Below are 20,300 nucleotides of genomic sequence, written 5' to 3'. Positions count from 1 at the left end.
TAGTATGTCAACCTTAAAAGAGATGCATGGATTTCATGTAAAGCACTGGCAAAAAATCCGTGTGCAAAAATAATTCGATGATATTCACACTGTTCATCTGCTGGCAGATAAACCGGTTCATCATCGCCACTGACAAGCAAAGTATTATGGCTAACAGCGAAACAGCGGTTAAACACCTCGATTAAACGCTGTACATCCTGATCCAGAATAACCGTGGGGGCATGCAAATGCTGGAACTCAGACGGTGCTGTTTCAGACAGAGATGTGTTCATGGCTGACATTATTCGTACGACACCCATTGCTGATTATTAAGCCACCAGGTATCGCCGTTATTATTGTCTATCCGCGCTGCTACGTAGCCTTTGGCATCACCGCCAGCGCTCTTAATCTGAATTTCGTACTCAGAGATAGGCAATTGAAAATCATCCGCTAATGGTTCCCAGCTACCACCTTCTGATATCCAGCTTTCACCGGTCAGACGGTTATAACGCACCAGAATCCACTTACGCTTAGCGCTATAGGTTGTCGCCAGGCGAAAAGCATTACCGCCACCCAGGGCAGGTGCTAATTGCTCTAACGCCATCAGCTGCTGATCAAGACGACCAATTAACTGATCAACGTCACTGGCTGGTGCTTGCTGACCCGCAGAATTCTGCTGCCCTCCCAAGCCCCGGCCTGCCATCTTTACATTCTGTGCTAATACCTGAAACTGGGTTAGCAGCAACTGACTGCGTTCAGCCAGACCGCCATTTTGCACTTTCAGCTGTAGAATCTGTTCCTGTAATAAGGTGATGCGGTTATTAATATTTTCCAACGCTTCCATCTGAGGTGGTGCTGTACTAACGGGTGCAGTTGCCTGAGGTACTGTCTGAGAAGCCTGCATTACAGGTTGTCCTGCAGCATCAATCGCAGGTTCAGCAGGAAAGCTCTGCTGATCAACTGTGCCACCAGGCTGAACATTCGCGCCATTACACCCGGCCAATAGCGCCGTAATAGCCAGACCATATACAATCCGCTGATACATCATGAAGTTGAAGCCTCTGGAAAATCGAAAAATCACCCTGCCGCCCGCACATTCTAAACAACTGAACTGCCGCCGCCAACTGAATACCCTGATACAAACAAACCGGCATAAAGCCGGCTTGATTTGTATCAGGCTTAGCAATATTTAACTGTAATCAACAATACCCGGATTACCCTTAACATTAAGTAACTTAGGTGTATTTAACTTATCTATTCGGGCGGTCTTGTGGTCACGCAGATAATCAGCAACCACATCCCATATGTCCGCACCTTCTGAACGTGCACCAACGGTTGCCCAACCCGATACTTTATAGGCTTTGCCGGCCTCTATAAGCGTACCGTCATCCAGCGTCATCTGAGAAATACGTTTGCCTATGGGTGCCAGTGGATCACACACATAATCAAATCCTCCTACTCTGACCATATCGCCTCCTGATTGCAGATACGGATTAGGGTTAAACAGGTTGTCGGCAACATCTTCGAGAATCAGCTTCAACTCCTGGCCGGTCATTTCACGGACGTATGTTTCCGGGTAGGTCAGACAGGTCTGATCCAGAACATGCTCCATGGTCACCATCTGCCCCTGTAAAACAGTTGTCCCCCAGCGGAAACCCGGCGACAGAGAAATCTCGGCATCCTTCCGTTCGCGTAATGCATCACAGATCAGCTGATCAAAGGTGCCGTTAAAATTACCTCTGCGGAACATCAGTTCGTCGGCAACAGCCAACTCTTCGTTTAGCCAACTCAGATGCGGCGCCCGGATATCTGTAATTAACTGGCTCATTTCAGCATCAGCAGGCAAAAGCTCAGAGAATACAGGTAACAAACGGTAGCGGTAACCCTGCACTTTGCCGTTACGGATATCCAGATCCATTACGCCAATGAACTTACCGTTAGAACCGACGTTACATACCAGGGTTTTACCACCCTGATTTTTCACCAGTGACGGTTCAGGCATGCCATCATGTGTATGACCACCAAGAATCACATCAATTCCGCTCACCCGACGCGCCAGCTCTAAATCGACATCCATGCCATTGTGGGAGAGTAAAATAACAGCATCTACAGACTCAGCCTGACGCACTTCATCGACCAGTTCCTGCAAGTTTTCATCGTAAATATCGAAGGTCCAGTCAGGGATAAACCGGGCAGGGTTGGCAATTTTGGTACGGGGGAAACACTGGCCTATAACGGCGACACGGGCACCGCCCATTTCGCGAATAGTATAAGGTTTAAAAACCCGGCCACTGTCTTCATCAAAGACATACTCATCCGCCCCTTCAAACAAGGCATCTTCAGTGATAAAAACATTCTGTGCCAGGAACTCACCGTTAAAGGCTTGGATATTCTGCAGAATTTCCTGCTGATGGTAAGTAAATTCCCAGTGCCCTGTCATCACATCTACGCCGAGCAAGTTAGCGGCTTTCACCATATCCATACCACGGGCTTTATACGCGGTACCTGAGCCCTGCCAGGTGTCGCCACCATCCAGCAATAAAGTATTTTCACTGCCATAGCTCTGACGTAAACGCTCAACTAAGGTGCGGATGTGAGCAAAACCACCAACCTTGCCATACCGACTGGCATCCTGCTGAAAATTCAGACAGCTAAACGCATGGGCTTCCAGCGTATTCGGCTGAATAGAAAAGTGCTCTAAAAGGTATTTACCTACCAGATGCGGCGCTTTCCCCAATGCATTACCAACCCCCAGGTTAACGTTTGGCTCACGGAAATACACCGGCTGCAATTGCGCATGGCAATCTGTCATATGTAATAAACGTACATTGCCGAAGTTGGCCAGCTCATACAGATCTGCAGGCTGTTTCTTTGCTGCAAATCCCTGTAATGGCAGTAATCCGGCGGCACCAGCCAGGCCCAGTAACTGCGCGAATTCCCGTCGCGTCATCGACATGATTGCTTCTCTCTGAAATAGAAACGCCCAACTGACTTGGGCGTTAAAAAAGTACTATAGATGATTACTTTTCAAGTCCGGTTACTGGGGTACTGCTTTATACCAGTTTGCTTCGGAATACTCATACTGCGCTAAGCCAATGCGGGCGTGATACTTAGCTTGTGCCGCCAAATCCAGTGCTTTACGGTAATCACCATCAGTGATTGCCTGCTCAGACTTTTTCAACAAACCGCCTGTCAGCTTCCATTCAAAACCTACTGCTGCTACTTTTTTGTTTGCAGCAATCGCTTTGTCCAGTAACTGTCTGGCATTTGCTTCACTCGCTTCAACACCTGCTTCAATTTCTTCTTCATGCAGAGTTTGATACGTTTTACCCTGCCACTGAAACTCATGCCCCTTGCCATACATAGCACGGGCTTTATCGAAAGCTTCCTGATAGGTTTCAGCAGCAACCGCCTGAGAAAATAATACTGCTGCACATAAGGCCATTACTTTTTTCATGATCATCTCCTGCAGTCAGTTTACTTACGCGCACCCGGACCATTCACAACTAAACCGTTGCTCATATAGGTCTGGAAATACTCAAGATTACGGAAACCTTCTGCCTGTGGCTTAAGCGGCTTCGAACGGGAGTCCCTGTGGCAACCGGCATAACGGCGATGCAGTGTACCCAGGTTACCCCACTTCGAACGGAACACTGGCCAGTGTGTTACCTGACCCAACATAGGACCGGGTAAATCAGCACGAATCCGTACATTCGAGCCCTGAAGATGACAATTAGCACAAGACAAATTCAGCTGGCCACGCTTGGTATAAAAGAACTTTTTACCGTCCAGATAAGCCTGCATTGCACGGGAATCATCTTCCGGAATCTGGATATCGAAAACATTATCCCGGGACGTCCATGCCATATAAGCGGAAACACGGGCGATGTCGCCTTTACCCCACTTATAAGGTTTCTCGCCATTGTCTTTACGGCATTCGTTAATCGCATATTCCAGCGTTATAACAGTCCCGTTTTCTTTATCCCAGTAGGGAAAATTCTGACGGATGCCTACGCCACCGTTATCAAAACAGTCAGCATAACTTTTGCCATTTGCAAAAGGTGTATTAAATAGTACTTCACCTTCTTCAATGGAAAACTCATAAGGCGGAAACTCTTCAATCTCCTCCCACTGCTCTCGGGACTCTGCATCCAGCGCATAGATACCATTTACATAGTCATCTATTGGCACACCCGGATAACGCTTCTGATAGTACGCCTGCAATGCCAGACGGTCAGCTTCCGGGTTAACTGTTTCCAGGTTAAAACCACTGTCCGCAGCCTGCAGTGGCATTCCCAGCGATAATATTCCCGCCGCCACTATGCTTGTTATTATTCTCATGATCCTTCTCCGCAATAAGCCCTTCTCAGCAACGACCGATCTTATTTAATCTTGGCAGTCTCAGTTGCAGAAGTACCGGTATTTTCCGCCCAGCTGATTGACAGCTCATCACCTTTTGCACCGCCGGCAAAGGTAAAAGAAAAATACGGGTTTTTAGATACAGCAGTTCCCAGTTGTCCTGAGAAAACTGTATTGCCCGCATGCTGAACAGTAAGTTCCTGAATAAACTTCGCCGGGATAATATCGCCGGTTTTCTTATCTTTGCGCTGACCGGTTTCCATAACATGCTTTGCCAGCATCTTAACTTTGGTCACACCGCCTTTAGCTTTTGCTTTAACTTTAAAAATACCCGCCATGGGAAAACCCTCCGTTATATTCTTTTAACCGCCACAGCCACCGATAGTGACTTTCGTTTCACGGGCAGTGCTAAATAGCTTTCCGTCCGCTTTTACCACAGCAGTAATTGTTGAGGTTTTACCCATACGGATACGCGTAGCAACTTTCGCTTCGGTACCAGCTGGAATCATAAATTCAGCGACCAGAGGCGTTGGGTTATCAGCAACAAAAATACTGATACTTTCAACGTTCGTCATTTCGGTGCTGACTGTTACCGGCACTACAGCACCATTTTCTGCAATGCTAGGCGCTTTTAATACAATATCGGGGCTGTCTGCAGGCTCGGCATCAAATAATGCCTGCATTGCCTTTGCCTGATCGTCCGAACCGAACGCACCTTTGTTACGGGCAGCAAATGCTACTCCCGGAATTACCGCACCCAAACCCACTAAAGCACCGCAGGCAAGCATAGCTTTAACCACAGTACGACGATGCATAGTCATAATCGTGTCCTCAAATACGCGCTTTTGCGCAACTTAAAACTGATAAATATATTCAACCACTGCATCAATCTGATCTTCAGACAGAATCCAGTGTTTGCCGAGTGGTGGCATGATTGTCAAAGGGTTTTTAACTGTCGGATCCCAGATCTGAGCACGCAATTTTCGCTTATCCGGAAACCGCTGAGCCATAGCAACCATTGGCGGCCCCTGATGACCGGCAAGTTTGGCGCCCGGATCATTTATCTGGTGACAGGAAATACAGTTGCCTTTGGACTTGTTCAGGAAAACATCCCGCCCCTGTTCAATAAGGGCCTCAGAGGTTGCAGCATGCACACCTCCTGCCAGAGACAATACTGCGCCTGCCACAAACATTGAGATGTATTGCTTATGCATCGAAATCCCTCCTTCGTGCATATCGGAAGCCTGATGAGAGCGTTGCTCACATGAGCTTCCATACTGCTTTTTATTGTTTTGAAGTCACTGCACTGATCGAAACTGGAAGTCGATGCCTGTTGTGCCATGAGACCTTATAGCCGATAAGAATAAAATATAACTAAACGAAATATACAAACAACTTTTAGCTATAAAATTTCATAAGGCTAAATGTACCAGACGACCGAACCTGCTAACAAGTATCAATCAATAATGTTTACGGAGGATTTAAAAATAGATAAAGCTAACGGTGTTGCCATTCCGGATGGCGCTTATTTACAAAGGCATCGATACCTTCAACACAATCCTCAAGCTGCATGTTATTCACCATCCGCTGGCTACAGTTGTCATAAGCATCTTCAACATTCTGATTCAGCTGTTGATAAAAACCCTGTTTACCCAGCCTGACGGTTGCTCTGGAATGTGCTGCAATTTTATTCGCAACCTCAAGAGTGTAACTTTCCAGATCTGCCGCTGGCACACACCAGTTAATCAGACCTATTTCTGCTGCCCGCTGTGCACTGATCATGTCTCCCAGCAATAGCATTTCCATCGCATGTTTGGGTTGCACAGCCCGGCTGAGAGCAACCATAGGTGTTGAGCAAAACAAACCTATATTCACGCCCGGCGTAGCAAAGCGTGAGGTATCTGCTGCTACTGCAAGATCGCAGCTGGCAACCAACTGACATCCGGCTGCAGTTGCAATTCCGTGCACCTGGGCAATAACAGGCATCGGCATCGCAATGATTTGCTGCATAACTGCCGAACAGGTAGAAAAAATTCGCTGATGTAAGCTGGCATCTTCAGCGTTACGCATTTCTTTCAGATCATGACCCGAACAAAACCCGCGACCGGTTCCGGCAATAACCAAGACACTTATACTCTCGTCATCCGCCAGCTCTATTAAAGCTGCTTGTAAAGCTTCCAGTAATTGAAGAGAAAGGGAGTTATATGCCTGTGGGCGGTTAAGACGCAGAATTACCAAAGCATCCTGACGATCAAGTGTTACTAATGACTGTTCCATAGCTTCCTCAGAAATGAGTATAAGAAGCTATGAAGTTAGCAAATTGAGATACGCTGAGCAGTAAAAAACTGAGAAATACACCTAAAGATGTATATGTAACAATCTGAACAAATTAACAGTTTATCGCTTACGCAATAAGCGTGTCAGTAAGCGATCCAGCTGATTTGCAAACTGTTGCCGATCCGTCTGACCGAGCTTAGGTGGACCACCACTGACCATTCCGGCATCACGTAATTCAGCCATAAAATCACGCATGTTCAGCCGCTGACGAATATTCTCTGCGGTGTACAATTCACCCCGGGGATTGATAGCCAGCACACCTTTTTCAACTACTTCAGCCGCAAGCGGAATATCTGCAGTAATTACCAGATCATCACCCAGACAGTGAGCTGCTATGTAGTTATCTGCAACATCAAAGCCCGCCGCTACCTGAACTGAACGTATATAAGCCGATTGAGGAACCCGCAGGAACTGATTAGCAACCAGCACTGTAGGTACCTGCTTTCGCTCTGCAGCCCGATATAAAATGTCTTTAATGACATTTGGGCAGGCATCTGCATCAACCCAAACGGTTAACGGTGCTTCAACTGCTTCTGTCATCAGAGAGCCAGTATATCGATCATTTCTGGCATAGCTGCCGGCTCAGCCTGATTCAGGCCTTTATTTTCAGGATCTGCTATACCGTGGGCGTATCCACGCTGCAGACCTTTAAAATCAAACAGTTCGATGTCAGCCAAATGCGAAGGTACAACATTCTGCAAGGATCTGAACATTGTTTCTATACGCCCTGGGTGTGTTTTATCCCAGCTCTGCAACATGTCTTTAACAACCTGACGTTGCAGGCCATCCTGTGAACCACAGAGATTACAAGGAATAATCGGGAATTCACGCAACTGCGCATAAGCTTCAATATCTTTTTCACGGGCATACGCCAGCGGACGAATAACCATGTTCTTACCATCGTCGCTGACCAGTTTAGGTGGCATAGACTTCAGCTTGCCGCCATAAAACATATTCAGAAAGAAGGTTTCCAGAATGTCATCGCGATGATGACCCAGGGCAATCTTGTTAGCGCCCACTTCTTCGGCAAAGCCATACAAAGTACCACGGCGTAAACGTGAACACAGAGAACAGGTCGTCTTACCTTCAGGAATAACTTCTTTTACAACTGAATAAGTATCGCGCTCAATAATGTGGAAAGGCACGCCAACTTCAGACAGATATTCCGGTAACACATGTTCAGGAAAGCCTGGCTGCTTCTGGTCAAGATTCACTGCCAGAATGTCAAAATGAATGGGTGCGCTTTTTTGCAGATTCATCAGTATGTCGAGCATGGCATAAGAATCTTTACCACCAGACAGGCACACCATGACCTTGTCGCCGTCTTCGATCATATTAAAGTCTTCGATGGCGCGACCCATCTCCCGACGTAACCGCTTCTGTAGCTTGTTTAACCGGGTTTTGTTTGCCTTGTCCAGCGCTTCGCTCATGGTGTTACTTTCACGTTGATTCTGAAAAGCGGCGATTATAACGGAATTCATTGCCATTAGCAGTATATCTGCCAGGCAGAGTTTGACTCTGCGCAGATCTTTATCGACTGGATGACAGGCAATAAAAAAGCACCTGATCTTTTCAGAAAAGGTGCTTTCGGTATCAATATCTACAATTGATGTTTATCAAACTCTGGCTCTATCAGTTCAACGCCTGAATTTGCTGAACTTCCGCCTCAGACAATACACTGGCGCGATCAATATTCAGTACAGCCAGCAACTCACCCATAGCATTCAGTACACGATATTTTGATAAGGTAAAATCACGCTCAGCTGCCAGCAGTTGACGACGGGCTTCAAACAGTTCATTTTCTGCATCAAGCAAGTCAACCAAAGTACGGCGGCTTAGCTCAAACTGCTGTTCATACGCGACAAGTGTTTTATCACTTTCTTCTACGTAACCTGTCAGAAATACCATCTGCTTATCAAGTAGCTGATATGCGTTCCAGGCAAGACTCAAACCTTCCGCAACCTGCCGCTGAGCCCGCTCTTCAATACCGCTGGCTTCCATCAGTTGATGATAAGCCTGCTTCTCACGGTGCGTATCTGCATTACCATTAAACAGGTTATAACGCATACGAATCATTGCTGTACGGTCATTATTATGACCAACAGTACCATCAAGATCATCGTTCCAGGTACCGCCCAGCTCCAAACGTACATCCGGACGGAAAGCAGCATCCTGAACCCGTAGCTGAGCTTCGGCAGCATCTACATCAAAGCGTGCAGCCTGAAGAGTCGGATGTACCTTACCTGCATTTGTCAGAGCATCTTCATAAGAAAGAGGCATGCTGTCATCAACTGCATTTACAGCTTGCAGGTTATCAGCATCCTGGCCAACTATTTTGAAGAATCGTGCTCTCGCATCCAGCAAGTTATTTTCAGTGGATAAATAATTTGCATGAGCACGGCTTAAACGACCTTTCACCTGAGACAAATCGGAAGCAGAGCTCAGCCCAGACTCAGAACGCTCACGGATACCTTCAAGAATCTCAATGTGGTCATTTAGATTCTGTTCGGCTAATTCCAGCTCATTCTGTGCGTGGATAACATTCAGATATGCATCTGCGACGTCCAGTGTAATATTTTCTGCAGCAGACCAAAGTTGGTAACGATGAGCCGTAGCTTCTGAACTCACCCGATCCACTTCATTGCTGGTTCGGCTGCCGTCATAAAGTAACTGAGACAGAGTCAGCGAAGCTTCCTTACGAGTCAGCTCAACATCTTCATGACCGTTTTGTGGCGTCCGCGTACTTGGGCTATCAGTCCATTCCTGACCATATCCCAAGGCTAGATCCACTGTAGGTAAGAAGCCGGCTTTTGATACGCCAATCTGCTCGGTCCGACTAAGATACTGGCTTTTAATAATGCCAACATCCGGTGAACTCTCGATTGTATATGCTGCAGCTTCCATTAACGTCTGCGCCTGAGTATGAGCGGCTCCTCCGCAAGCCACCATAACTGCCAGGCCATACCTAGATAGTTTAAACATATTCCCCTTTTCCCCCCGAACTAATTTCCCTGTTAGTTTCATCGTTCCCTCAGCGCTCGTTGTTGAGCTTTAAAAATTGGTTTTAGCAAATAATCTAAAACACTCTTCTTACCCGTCATAATATCGACAGTAGCCATCATTCCAGGAATGATTGGCAGATTGTCTTTTCCTTTATCCAAACTGCTGTTTTCAGTGCGAATTCTTATCAGGTAATACACATTACCTTTTTCATCTTCGATACTATCGGCACTGATATGCTCAAGTTTACCTTCAAGCCCACCGTAGATTGCAAAATCATATGCTGTCAGCCTGACGATGGCTTTCAAGCCAGGCCTAAGGAAGGCAATATCCTTCGGTGCAATTTTCGCTTCAATTAGTAACTGATCTTCCGTTGGAACGATTTCGACTAAATCCATTCCCGGCTGGATGACGCCACCCAGTGTATTAACCAGTAATGTTTTAATCGTTCCCTGAACCGGTGATACAACTGTTGTTCTTTCAACCCGATCCTTAAGACCTACTTGCGCCTCTTTAGTCTGATTCAGCCTGGCTAACATCTCATTAAGTTTGCCCAAACTCTCTGATCGCGCCGCATATGCAACTTCACGGCGCTTGTTCACCGCTTCTTTAATACCGGACTGAATTTTCGGTGTAACTAAACGAGCACCTTCAAGTTCCTGCTTAAACCCATTCAGTTCCCGTTCCAACTGCAATACTTCAATGCGCGGAATCACACCCTGCTCAGCCAAAGGCTTGGTTATTTTAAGCTCTTCAAGACTCAAACTATAAGAACGTTCAAGGTGACTTATGCGTGACTCCAGCTCTCGCTGTTCCTGAACTTTTTGATCTATCTGACTACCAATAATACTTAGTTGATTGCGAAGATTCCGCTGGTACTCAGCCAACTGCGCTTGCTCACGACCCACCATTAAAGGAAACTGTGCCTGTATGTTCTCTTCAATATCTATTGGCGAAGCAATAATCTTTACATTGTCCTGCCAATCATCCGGTGCAGCATTATCATCAATATCTACACTTTTTAATTCAGCACGTAAGCGAGCAACTGATACTTTAAGAAACGCAGCTTCCTGTTCCCGCTCCCTAAAATCAGATAAGAAACGCGTATCATCGATCCGTACCAAAGGCTGCCCAGGTGAAACTTCCTGGCCTTCTTTAACAAAAATTTCTTCTACTATTCCGCCTTCAAGGTACTGCACAACCTGCAATTGCTGAGAAGGAATAACACTGCCTTCGCCGCGAGTAATTTCATCCAGTTCTGCGTAATATGCCCAGACAACAATCACAACTAAAAACGCGAATACAGCCCACAACAGCACTCTCGAGCTGCGCGGCGTATCCAGCAAAACAGCCTCTGCAGCACTGTCTATAAATTCATGCAGTTCAGGATCAACACTGACACTTTCCTGCTTTGCCAGTTTTGATGCTCGGGACATTTCAGACATTGCCTGTTTCGCAGTTCCCTGCGCTGAATTTTTTATATCCGCATCTTGGCCATCAGCGTTAACTGCTTCACTATTCAGCTCTTCGCCATCAGTTTCGTTATTATCGGGCACATCTTTATCAAGTGGCGGCTTTACCATTGCTGAATGGTCCTGTTGCTTAGTCATCAACGATTATCCCTTTGCTGGGCCTGACCACTACGCGGCCCACCTTCTCGCAGCCAGTTAATAACTTCCAACTTAGGACCATCAGCAATCAAACGACCTTTTTCCAGCACGATAATACGGTCTACAACATCCAACATGCTTGATTTGTGAGTACTGAGGAAAATAGTTTTTGTCTCATCCAGTTTCTTAAGCTGTTCAAGCAATCGCTGTTCAGATCGTCGATCCAACTGACTGGTAGGTTCATCAAGTACAAAAATCGGCGGATCCATTATCATCGCCCGTGCTGCTGCAACAGCCTGACGCTGACCTCCTGAAAGCTGACGACCACCTTCACCTACCTGACGTTCCAATCCATCCGGATCATAATTCGTGAACTCTGTTACACCGCCCCAGTCAGCGGCACGTAATAAAGCTTCATCCGAGGCAAACGGCGTGCCTAAAACAATGTTGTCGCGAATACTGCCAAAAAACAGCTGCGTATCCTGAGTGATACAACCAATATTACGGCGAAGCTCAGCTGGATGAAGCTGCTGAATATTCACACCATCAATACGAATATCGCCCCCGGTTGGTACATACAAACCAAGAATCAGTTTCTCAAGCGTACTTTTACCTGCACCGATACTGCCGATGAGAGCAACCCGTTCGCCAGGGTTGATAGTGAAACTTATATTATTTAGTGCGGTGGACTCATAACCGGGATACGAGAAGCTGACATTATCAAATTCGATTTTACCATCTAGCTTAGAATGACTGACGTATTTACGTCCTTCTTCCTGCTCAAGTGGCATTTCCATAACTTGATTTATCAGCGTCATAGAAGACTTTGCCTGATTGTAACGAGTTGCCAGTAATGACACTTGAGCCATAGGCCCTACAGCCCTGCCGCCTAACATCACTGCAGCAATAATGCCGCCCATTGTTAACTCACCCGCAGCAACCAGGTAAACACCCACAATAATCACGGCTACTGTCATCATCTGCTGCAAGAAATTAGAAAGGCTGGATGCACTGTTAGTCAGACGACGAGTTTTAATATCATGCTTACCCATCTCACTGATAGATTGCTCCCAAAGCACCTGATACTTACTCTGCGAATCAGTGATCTTTATTGCCTCAATGCCATATAGGCCCTCTATCAGGGTTGCCTGTTTTTGCGAAGATAGCTTAGACGTTAATTCTATTTGCTCTGCCAGTGGCTTTTGCAGATACAGGCTGTAACCCAGCAATATCAGAATAACCACAATCGGTATTGCTACCAATGCCCTCCGACAACCCAGATAACCAAAAGGAATATTATAGTGAAAGGCAGATCAACCAACGCACTAATAGTTGCAGAAGTAATGAACTCCCTTATCGACTCAAATGACTGTAGGTTATTAGCAAAAGCACCTACAGATAATGGCCGAGCTTCAAGCCTGATCCCCATTACTCTGGAGAAAATTTTTGCAGACAACTGCAAATCAAGCTTTTTACTGGCAACATCTATGAAGTAATAACGAAGTTTGCGTAATAAAAAATCAAACAAAAACACCAGAGAGACACCGACAGCCAGTACCCACAGTGAATCGAATGCCAGGTTTGGTACAATCCGGTCATAAACATTCATTACAAACAAAGGTGATGCAACAGCGAAACAGTTGATTAGCAACGAAGCGACCAACACATCTCTGTATATAGGCGTAACCTGAGAAACAGTTCCCCAAAACCAATGCTGTTTTTTATCACCGAGGACATCTGGGCTACGCTGATCAAACTGATATTTTTTCTTAACGTAAAAAACGTTGCCACTGAAGTTTTCAGACAACTCATCGATTGGCAAAACCATCTCGCCATCACCAACTTCAGGCTGAAGAATATGCGCCTCACCCTTTTCACGGTCAAGCTTGAGCAGAATACAGCAGCGCCGTCCTTTGAGCAGTAATACACAAGGTAACAAGAGGTTATGGATTTGGTGCAGACTTTGTCGTGCCAGTCTGGCTGACAATCCAGCCCGATCAGCAGCCCGGGGGAAAAGTTCTACGTTCAACTGCCCATCAACCAGAGGTAAACCACTGGTCAGAGAATCGACAGAGGCCGGCATACCGTAATACCTGGATAAAGATACTAGCGCATCAAGCAGAGGGTCGACAAAATGTTCTTGCCGTGAACCTACAGCCCAGTCAGCGTCTAACTGCGTCACTTTATATAGACTCCATCGTAAGTCTGATCCATGTAATACCCCCGCTGCTTCATTTCAAACAAAACAACGGGGCTTATCTCCTTCGCGTATTAAACTATTAAAGTGGTATCTGCCACAAGTTTATTCAACAGTTCGGTCTCGTTAGAAGTACCTGTATCACCCTGTAGATCACTCAGAGTTTTTCCGTCAAAACGAATTTGCTGCTGAACCTGATTAGATGAATTTGAGACATTAAGCACAACACCGCCTGCTCCATCCTGGAAGTCCAGGTACGTAGACAAATCAGTACCATTGGTAATACCCATATCATCTAACATATCTGACAGGTCAATCTTATCGTTAGCAGCATCAAAATCAGTTATCCGGTCAAAAGCAGGGCTACCTGAGGCTCCCTGGTCACCAGCATTCCAGTCAAAGATATCATCACCGGCACCGCCAGTCAGGATATCGTTGCCAGTACCACCGATTAGCAGGTCATTACCGCCATTACCATCTAAAGTATCGCTACCTGAATCACCTAACAGCGCATCATTTCCTGCTGTACCATTTAGCGTATCGCTGCCATTCGTACCAGCAATAGTGCCCTTACCTGTCAACAGAATCGACAAGGTACTGGTGCTGGCAGTCCCGTCAGTATCTGTAACAGTGTAATTTACTGTAAAGGTCTCAGTTTCGCCGGTATCCAGGGAATCTTTAGTTTCACGATTTATCTGGAAACTGTAAGAACCATCGGCATTACCAGTAAAAGTACCGTAGCCTGTGTTAGCAGGAGTAGCCCAAACCACATCGTCGGTAGTCGCGTCGTTATCAGCTCCTTCAGTGAAATGTACCTGGCCTTCAATCTGCGGAAGCGGATCAGTAGACGTTACCTGACCGACCAAATTAAAGGTATTACTGGCATTTTCATCAGTAAGGATGGTAGTTGCAAGCTTAGGTGTACCGTCAGGATTTGTCGGATCACTTGGATCAACAAAACCTACCAGGCTAACCATGTAATCCTGGCCACCAACAGTCACTGTCTGACTGGTACTAGGTAAAGAGATAATATCTCGTGGATCTGCACCACTGTTAGGTGTTTCCGTATGAGTAATCGGTACATTCAGCGATATAGCAGTAACAACACCGTTAATTTCTATATCCATAGAAATAGTAAGCGTTGTTGATTGCAGCGAATTACCGGTAACCGGGAAGTTCTGATGGGTAAATGTACCAAATTGAATCAGGTCACCAACATGTACTTCATTGTTCGTACCATTACCATTTACATAGGTAGTGTTATCAACAAGGTCATAGCCTGAACGACCGCTGCCAGTACTGTTACCCCAACGTAACTGATCGATTCCGGCATCAGCGTCATTATCTGTCTGAGTTGGCGTAGAACTGTTAGTACCTACAGTATTAGTAAAGCTACCTTCGTAGTTATCAATTTTAATGGTATCGACTTTAATCGGTATAACCCGAGTCTGATTAGCAGTTTCCGGTGCGTCATCAACAATGTTAATAACCAGATTACCTGTAGAGTCATCGCCACTGTTACCATCGTTATCCGATACAGTAACTGCAAATGATTCCTGCGGTGTTGCACCTCCTGCATGGCTTGCATTACTAGTAAGCGTATAGGTATAACCTACCTGCCCACCAGTAACCGAAGTAATCTCTAACGTACCGTACTGACCAGCCAAAGTCTGGCCAACCGCAGCAGTAATAGAGCTGCCATTATATGCAATAGTGATGACTGCAGGATTATCAATTGAAGTGAAACTGAAGTTACCGGTAGTAACTTCTGACTGGTCACTCTGATTAGAAGCATTACCATCTGCCAGCTCACCTGTTCCGGTAACCAGGCCTTGCTCATCAACAGAGTTAGCTGTGATTGTCAGACTAGTTGGATCATCAGCGCCGTTCACGGTGAACGTCACTGTCGTGGTGCTGAAGCTGCCGTCGCTGTCTTTCAGGGTATAGCTGAACGTATCGGTTTCAACGTCGCCATCATTCAGGGCCTGTGCCGCTGCATTCAACACGTATGTGTACGCACCGTCTGCACCGATGGTCAGTGTCCCGTATGTACCAGCGATGCCACTGCCTACCCCACTGCTGATATCTGCACTGGTGGTGCCTGCCTGTACGCCGGTAATGTCCGCGCTGTCCGCACCCAGCGTATCCGCTGTCGCGTTGACACCCGTTTCAACGTTTCCGGTAATGCCTGTGTCATCTTCACTCACGGTGCGGGTATCCGCATTCGCCACTGGCGCCGTGTCTGTGATCAGGATATCCAGGCTCGCGCTGTTGGTGTCCGTATCCCCATGGATATCGGTCACTGTCAGGCCAAAGCTCTCCAGGATGTTCTCCTGAGTGCCATCATTATCAGTGTCATGATCCGTGCTGGTGCCGGTTGGATCGTAGCTGTAGTTCACGACACCCGTGCCTGCGTTGTAACCGGTAATCGTTAAGATACCGTTGCTGCCAGTCACAGTAATGTTGCTGCTGCCACTGTTTAACAGATCCGCGGTGCTGATCACCGCCGTGCCGACAGTCACTGACTGTAAGCCATCCGGTGCCGTAATGCTGAACGTGCCAGTTACCGTCGCATCTTCCGCCACGCTGGTATCGCTGCCGGCAACACCGGTGCCGTCGTTCGGCACGCTGACCGTTGGCACACCTTCAGAGACACCGTTCACGGTGAACGTCACTGTCGTGGTGCTGAAGCTGCCGTCGCTGTCTTTCAGGGTGTAGCTGAACGTATCGGTTTCAACGTCGCCATCATTCAGGGCCTGTGCCGCTGCATTCAACACGTATGTGTACGCACCGTCTGCACCGATGGTCAGTGTCCCGTATGTACCAGCGATGCCACTGCCTACCCCACTGCTGATATCTGCACTGGTGGTGCCTGCCTGTACGCCGGTAATGTCCGCGCTGTCCGCACCCAGCGTATCCGCTGTCGCGTTGACACCCGTTTCAACGTTTCCGGTAATGCCTGTGTCATCTTCACTCACGGTGCGGGTATCCGCATTCGCCACTGGCGCCGTGTCTGTGATCAGGATATCCAGGCTCGCGCTGTTGGTGTCCGTATCCCCATGGATATCGGTCACTGTCAGGCCAAAGCTCTCCAGGATGTTCTCCTGAGTGCCATCATTATCAGTGTCATGATCCGTGCTGGTGCCGGTTGGATCGTAGCTGTAGTTCACGACACCCGTGCCTGCGTTGTAACCGGTAATCGTTAAGATACCGTTGCTGCCAGTCACAGTAATGTTGCTGCTGCCACTGTTTAACAGATCCGCGGTGCTGATCACCGCCGTGCCGACAGTCACTGACTGTAAGCCATCCGGTGCCGTAATGCTGAACGTGCCAGTTACCGTCGCATCTTCCGCCACGCTGGTATCGCTGCCGGCAACACCGGTGCCGTCGTTCGGCACGCTGACCGTTGGCACACCTTCAGAGACACCGTTCACGGTGAACGTCACTGTCGTGGTGCTGAAGCTGCCGTCGCTGTCTTTCAGGGTGTAGCTGAACGTATCGGTTTCAACGTCGCCATCATTCAGGGCCTGTGCCGCTGCATTCAACACGTATGTGTACGCACCGTCTGCACCGATGGTCAGTGTCCCGTATGTACCAGCGATGCCACTGCCTACCCCACTGCTGATATCTGCACTGGTGGTGCCTGCCTGTACGCCGGTAATGTCCGCGCTGTCCGCACCCAGCGTATCCGCTGTCGCGTTGACACCCGTTTCAACGTTTCCGGTAATGCCTGTGTCATCTTCACTCACGGTGCGGGTATCCGCATTCGCCACTGGCGCCGTGTCTGTGATCAGGATATCCAGGCTCGCGCTGTTGGTGTCCGTATCCCCATGGATATCGGTCACTGTCAGGCCAAAGCTCTCCAGGATGTTCTCCTGAGTGCCATCATTATCAGTGTCATGATCCGTGCTGGTGCCGGTTGGATCGTAGCTGTAGTTCACGACACCCGTGCCTGCGTTGTAACCGGTAATCGTTAAGATACCGTTGCTGCCAGTCACAGTAATGTTGCTGCTGCCACTGTTTAACAGATCCGCGGTGCTGATCACCGCCGTGCCGACAGTCACTGACTGTAAGCCATCCGGTGCCGTAATGCTGAACGTGCCAGTTACCGTCGCATCTTCCGCCACGCTGGTATCGCTGCCGGCAACACCGGTGCCGTCGTTCGGCACGCTGACCGTTGGCACACCTTCAGAGACACCGTTCACGGTGAACGTCACTGTCGTGGTGCTGAAGCTGCCGTCGCTGTCTTTCAGGGTGTAGCTGAACGTATCGGTTTCAACGTCGCCATCATTCAGGGCCTGTGCCGCTGCATTCAACACGTATGTGTACGCACCGTCTGCACCGATGGTCAGTGTCCCGTATGTACCAGCGATGCCACTGCCTACCCCACTGCTGATATCTGCACTGGTGGTGCCTGCCTGTACGCCGGTAATGTCCGCGCTGTCCGCACCCAGCGTATCCGCTGTCGCGTTGACACCCGTTTCAACGTTTCCGGTAATGCCTGTGTCATCTTCACTCACGGTGCGGGTATCCGCATTCGCCACTGGCGCCGTGTCGATAATCTCGATGTCCAGCGTATCCGTGCTGGTCTGGCCCGCCAGATCCGTCACAGAGACCGTAAACTGATCAACGATCGCACCGGAGGTATGATCTTCAGTGGCACCGTCTTCCACGTAGCTGTAGGTGATCGCACCGGTACCGGCATCGTAACCGGTCACCGTCAGTGTGCCTTCAGTACCTGCAATCACGACATTCACTGCCGTCGCATTGGTAATATCCTGACCTGCAATGGTCACCGCACTCACGCCCGCCTGGGCCGTTACCGTAATGTCGCCGGTGACCGTATTACCGGTCGCTTCCACTACACTGTTATCCGCGGCGGTTACCGCACCGTCTTCGTCATCTATGACGATCACCGGTGGCGTGTCATCCGCCCCGTTTATCGTGATTACCAGATCCGCTGTACTGGTGTCGCCATCCGCATCCGTCAGGGTGTAACTGATGGTCTCCGTCAGGCTGGTGCCATTGGTCAGTGCCTGCACCGCCGCCAGACCATTGTTCAGGGTATAGATGTAGCTGCCGTCCGCATTGATCACAATGCTGCCGTAGCTCGCACTCCCGTGCGCGGTTACGGTGGTCGCATCGCTGCCCAGCGTGTCTGCACCGGCACCCGTCGTGATGACGTTACCGCCAACACTAGCCGTATCTTCAGTAATGCTGTTTGTGTCATCATTCGCCACAGGCGCCGTATCGATGATCTCGATGTCCAGCGTATCCGTGCTGATCCGGCCTGCCAGATCCGTCACAGAGACCGTGAACTGATCAACAATCACACCGGAGGTGTGATCTTCAGTGACACCGTCTTCCACGTAGCTGTACGTGATCGCACCGGTACCGGCATCGTAATCGGTCACCGTCAGTGTGCCTTCAGTACCTGCAATCACGACATTCACTGTCGTCGCATTGGTGATGTCCTGGCCTGCAATGGCCACCGCACTCACGCCCGCCTGGGCCGTTACCGTAATGTCGCCGGTGACCGTATCGCCGGTCGCTTCCACCACATTGTTATCCGCGGCGGTTACCGCACCGTCTTCGTCATCTATGACGATCACCGGCGGTGTGTCATCCACAACCAACAAGTCCTCTACAGGAGCATCGTCCTGGAAGTCATCATTATCTGCATTATTTCCAGTCCCGGTATCAAATCCTGATTCTGCGATGACAGATTCACCGGTTCGTAAGACCTCTCCCAAACCACTAAAACCATCACTCGCAGGAGCTGCTCCACCAGCTTCGCCGCCTGCTGCCGTTTCTTCGAGCAATTCAGTAGGGTCGGCACCAGCAAGAATTAATTGTTCGATAGCAGACAGTTCAGAATTTTCATCCTGACTCTGCTCAAGAAGGGTTTGGATATTAAGGTGAACTTCGCCGGTCTCCGGATCAACTACCACTAGCGCAACGCTGTCTGATGGTAATTGCTCGATGTTGTTTTCATCCAGAGAAATTACAGCTGCACTGTTTCCTGATGTGATAACTTTTTCGCCCGGCTGCAGTTGGTCATTAACCTGAACGGCACGCATTTTGCCATTCACATCTAATACAACAACATCACCTTCGACACTGACAACATTTACTACTGCGTTATTGGTCTTATCCATAAGCCCCCCCCGGGCTAATCAGAGCAATCACAACCAGGTTTTTGTCGTTCTTCCATAAACGCCAACCAAGAAGGTTGCTTCAGTACTTTGAAGCACAAAAAAAATGATTTTTTATTTAGATCTGTTTAAACAAATCCGACCCACACATAGCGGGCCATTTCAAATATCTTATTCTCTTCTAGCGTGGCCACTTCGGCACACATCTTTTAAAATCAATCAATTACTACAAAATGACCACATACTCTAAGAGCATCTTTGCTTGAATTATTCTAATAAGCCCTTGTTTTATTGTGTAATATTAACAAAGTAAATCGTTTAAAAAAACACCTATTAAAATCAACCATCAAATCTAAACCAGATCACTGATGAATTCATAAGGTGGAACTTATAAAAACACAAATGTATTAATTTTCGATTCAGTTTGAAGGCTTCTTTTCAAACAAACCATTACCATAAAACTAACATTTCAGTGCTCTTTACGTGTCACAACGCTTACCTGCAAGCCTACCTAATCAATTAGTATTAGACTGCTGACAATTACCCATTTTGCATATAAAAAACCCAATCATCAGCACAGGCGCTTAAACTATTATCGGCCGAAACCATTAATCATTTAATGCCTTACATCATGAATTTATTAAGTTTTTTTGATTAAACGCA

General features: G+C 47.8%; 15 protein-coding genes and 1 pseudogene. All 16 read right to left on the bottom strand.

Translation table 11 applies throughout. The features are described from left to right. Positions 1–29: 29 nt before the first annotated feature. Positions 30–209, bottom strand: a pseudogene (locus tag OCU49_RS08485) (elongation factor P hydroxylase); the annotation flags it as partial. Between the two features lie 71 nt (positions 210–280). Further along, positions 281–1,060 (bottom strand): hypothetical protein, encoded by a 780-nt coding sequence (locus OCU49_RS08480; protein ID WP_261844546.1) that lies wholly within the window; start codon positions 1,058–1,060, stop codon positions 281–283. Positions 1,061–1,168: 108 nt separating this feature from the next. Further along, positions 1,169–2,935, bottom strand: coding sequence for a thiosulfohydrolase SoxB (gene soxB, locus OCU49_RS08475; protein ID WP_261844545.1), 1,767 nt, complete (start codon positions 2,933–2,935; stop codon positions 1,169–1,171). An 81-nt stretch (positions 2,936–3,016) separates the two neighbouring features. After that, positions 3,017–3,436: a SoxAX-binding protein gene (locus OCU49_RS08470; RefSeq protein WP_261844544.1), complete on the bottom strand. Its 420-nt coding sequence runs from the start codon at positions 3,434–3,436 to the stop codon at positions 3,017–3,019. Positions 3,437–3,456: 20 nt separating this feature from the next. After that, positions 3,457–4,320: a sulfur oxidation c-type cytochrome SoxA gene (soxA, locus tag OCU49_RS08465; protein WP_261844543.1), complete on the bottom strand. Its 864-nt coding sequence runs from the start codon at positions 4,318–4,320 to the stop codon at positions 3,457–3,459. Between the two features lie 41 nt (positions 4,321–4,361). After that, positions 4,362–4,676, bottom strand: a complete 315-nt coding sequence (gene soxZ / locus OCU49_RS08460; RefSeq protein ID WP_261844542.1) for a thiosulfate oxidation carrier complex protein SoxZ — start codon at positions 4,674–4,676, stop codon at positions 4,362–4,364. A 24-nt stretch (positions 4,677–4,700) separates the two neighbouring features. Further along, the gene (gene soxY, locus OCU49_RS08455) at positions 4,701–5,159 is read right to left on the bottom strand and encodes a thiosulfate oxidation carrier protein SoxY (RefSeq protein WP_261844541.1); all 459 of its coding nucleotides are present in this window, start codon (positions 5,157–5,159) and stop codon (positions 4,701–4,703) included. A 33-nt stretch (positions 5,160–5,192) separates the two neighbouring features. Next, positions 5,193–5,552, bottom strand: coding sequence for a sulfur oxidation c-type cytochrome SoxX (gene soxX, locus OCU49_RS08450; protein ID WP_261844540.1), 360 nt, complete (start codon positions 5,550–5,552; stop codon positions 5,193–5,195). A gap of 283 nt (positions 5,553–5,835) precedes the next feature. Beyond that, positions 5,836–6,615: an enoyl-CoA hydratase gene (locus OCU49_RS08445; RefSeq protein WP_261844539.1), complete on the bottom strand. Its 780-nt coding sequence runs from the start codon at positions 6,613–6,615 to the stop codon at positions 5,836–5,838. A gap of 120 nt (positions 6,616–6,735) precedes the next feature. Beyond that, the gene (locus OCU49_RS08440) at positions 6,736–7,215 is read right to left on the bottom strand and encodes a YaiI/YqxD family protein (protein ID WP_261844538.1); all 480 of its coding nucleotides are present in this window, start codon (positions 7,213–7,215) and stop codon (positions 6,736–6,738) included. Continuing rightward, positions 7,215–8,105 carry a tRNA 2-thiocytidine(32) synthetase TtcA gene (ttcA, locus tag OCU49_RS08435; RefSeq protein WP_261845213.1) on the bottom strand — a complete coding sequence of 297 codons (891 nt, stop codon included), beginning with the start codon at positions 8,103–8,105 and terminating at the stop codon, positions 7,215–7,217. The genes OCU49_RS08440 and ttcA overlap by 1 nt, the downstream gene beginning before the upstream one ends. 202 nt (positions 8,106–8,307) lie before the next feature. Continuing rightward, positions 8,308–9,657, bottom strand: coding sequence for a TolC family outer membrane protein (locus tag OCU49_RS08430; RefSeq protein ID WP_261844537.1), 1,350 nt, complete (start codon positions 9,655–9,657; stop codon positions 8,308–8,310). Between the two features lie 38 nt (positions 9,658–9,695). Then, positions 9,696–11,285 carry an HlyD family type I secretion periplasmic adaptor subunit gene (locus OCU49_RS08425; RefSeq protein WP_261844536.1) on the bottom strand — a complete coding sequence of 530 codons (1,590 nt, stop codon included), beginning with the start codon at positions 11,283–11,285 and terminating at the stop codon, positions 9,696–9,698. Next, positions 11,285–12,547, bottom strand: a complete 1,263-nt coding sequence (locus tag OCU49_RS08420; RefSeq protein WP_261844535.1) for an ATP-binding cassette domain-containing protein — start codon at positions 12,545–12,547, stop codon at positions 11,285–11,287. The genes OCU49_RS08425 and OCU49_RS08420 overlap by 1 nt, the downstream gene beginning before the upstream one ends. Beyond that, the gene (locus OCU49_RS08415) at positions 12,541–13,467 is read right to left on the bottom strand and encodes a cysteine peptidase family C39 domain-containing protein (protein ID WP_261844534.1); all 927 of its coding nucleotides are present in this window, start codon (positions 13,465–13,467) and stop codon (positions 12,541–12,543) included. Before OCU49_RS08415 ends, OCU49_RS08420 begins: the two co-directional genes overlap by 7 nt. Positions 13,468–13,556: 89 nt before the next feature. Beyond that, entirely contained in the window at positions 13,557–19,640 is a 6,084-nt protein-coding gene (locus tag OCU49_RS08410) for a retention module-containing protein (RefSeq protein WP_261844533.1), read from the bottom strand. Positions 19,641–20,300 lie beyond the last annotated feature (660 nt).

Origin of the sequence: Aliamphritea ceti, from assembly GCF_024347215.1 — a bacterium.
Lineage (GTDB): Bacteria > Pseudomonadota > Gammaproteobacteria > Pseudomonadales > Balneatricaceae > Amphritea > Amphritea ceti.
The sequence above is the reverse complement of the archived record's forward strand: the minus strand, read 5'-3'. Positions and strand labels throughout refer to the sequence as shown.

Excerpts from the sequence above, each read along its gene's own strand:
- soxB (WP_261844545.1), bottom strand. The coding sequence starts at position 2,935 with ATGTCGATGACGCGACGGGAATTCGCGCAGTTACTGGGCCTGGCTGGT.
- OCU49_RS08470 (WP_261844544.1), bottom strand. The coding sequence starts at position 3,436 with ATGAAAAAAGTAATGGCCTTATGTGCAGCAGTATTATTTTCTCAGGCG.
- soxA (WP_261844543.1), bottom strand. The coding sequence starts at position 4,320 with ATGAGAATAATAACAAGCATAGTGGCGGCGGGAATATTATCGCTGGGA.
- soxZ (WP_261844542.1), bottom strand. The coding sequence starts at position 4,676 with ATGGCGGGTATTTTTAAAGTTAAAGCAAAAGCTAAAGGCGGTGTGACC.
- soxY (WP_261844541.1), bottom strand. The coding sequence starts at position 5,159 with ATGACTATGCATCGTCGTACTGTGGTTAAAGCTATGCTTGCCTGCGGT.
- soxX (WP_261844540.1), bottom strand. The coding sequence starts at position 5,552 with ATGCATAAGCAATACATCTCAATGTTTGTGGCAGGCGCAGTATTGTCT.
- OCU49_RS08445 (WP_261844539.1), bottom strand. The coding sequence starts at position 6,615 with ATGGAACAGTCATTAGTAACACTTGATCGTCAGGATGCTTTGGTAATT.
- OCU49_RS08440 (WP_261844538.1), bottom strand. The coding sequence starts at position 7,215 with ATGACAGAAGCAGTTGAAGCACCGTTAACCGTTTGGGTTGATGCAGAT.
- ttcA (WP_261845213.1), bottom strand. The coding sequence starts at position 8,105 with ATGAGCGAAGCGCTGGACAAGGCAAACAAAACCCGGTTAAACAAGCTA.
- OCU49_RS08430 (WP_261844537.1), bottom strand. The coding sequence starts at position 9,657 with ATGTTTAAACTATCTAGGTATGGCCTGGCAGTTATGGTGGCTTGCGGA.
- OCU49_RS08425 (WP_261844536.1), bottom strand. The coding sequence starts at position 11,285 with ATGACTAAGCAACAGGACCATTCAGCAATGGTAAAGCCGCCACTTGAT.
- OCU49_RS08410 (WP_261844533.1), bottom strand. The coding sequence starts at position 19,640 with ATGGATAAGACCAATAACGCAGTAGTAAATGTTGTCAGTGTCGAAGGT.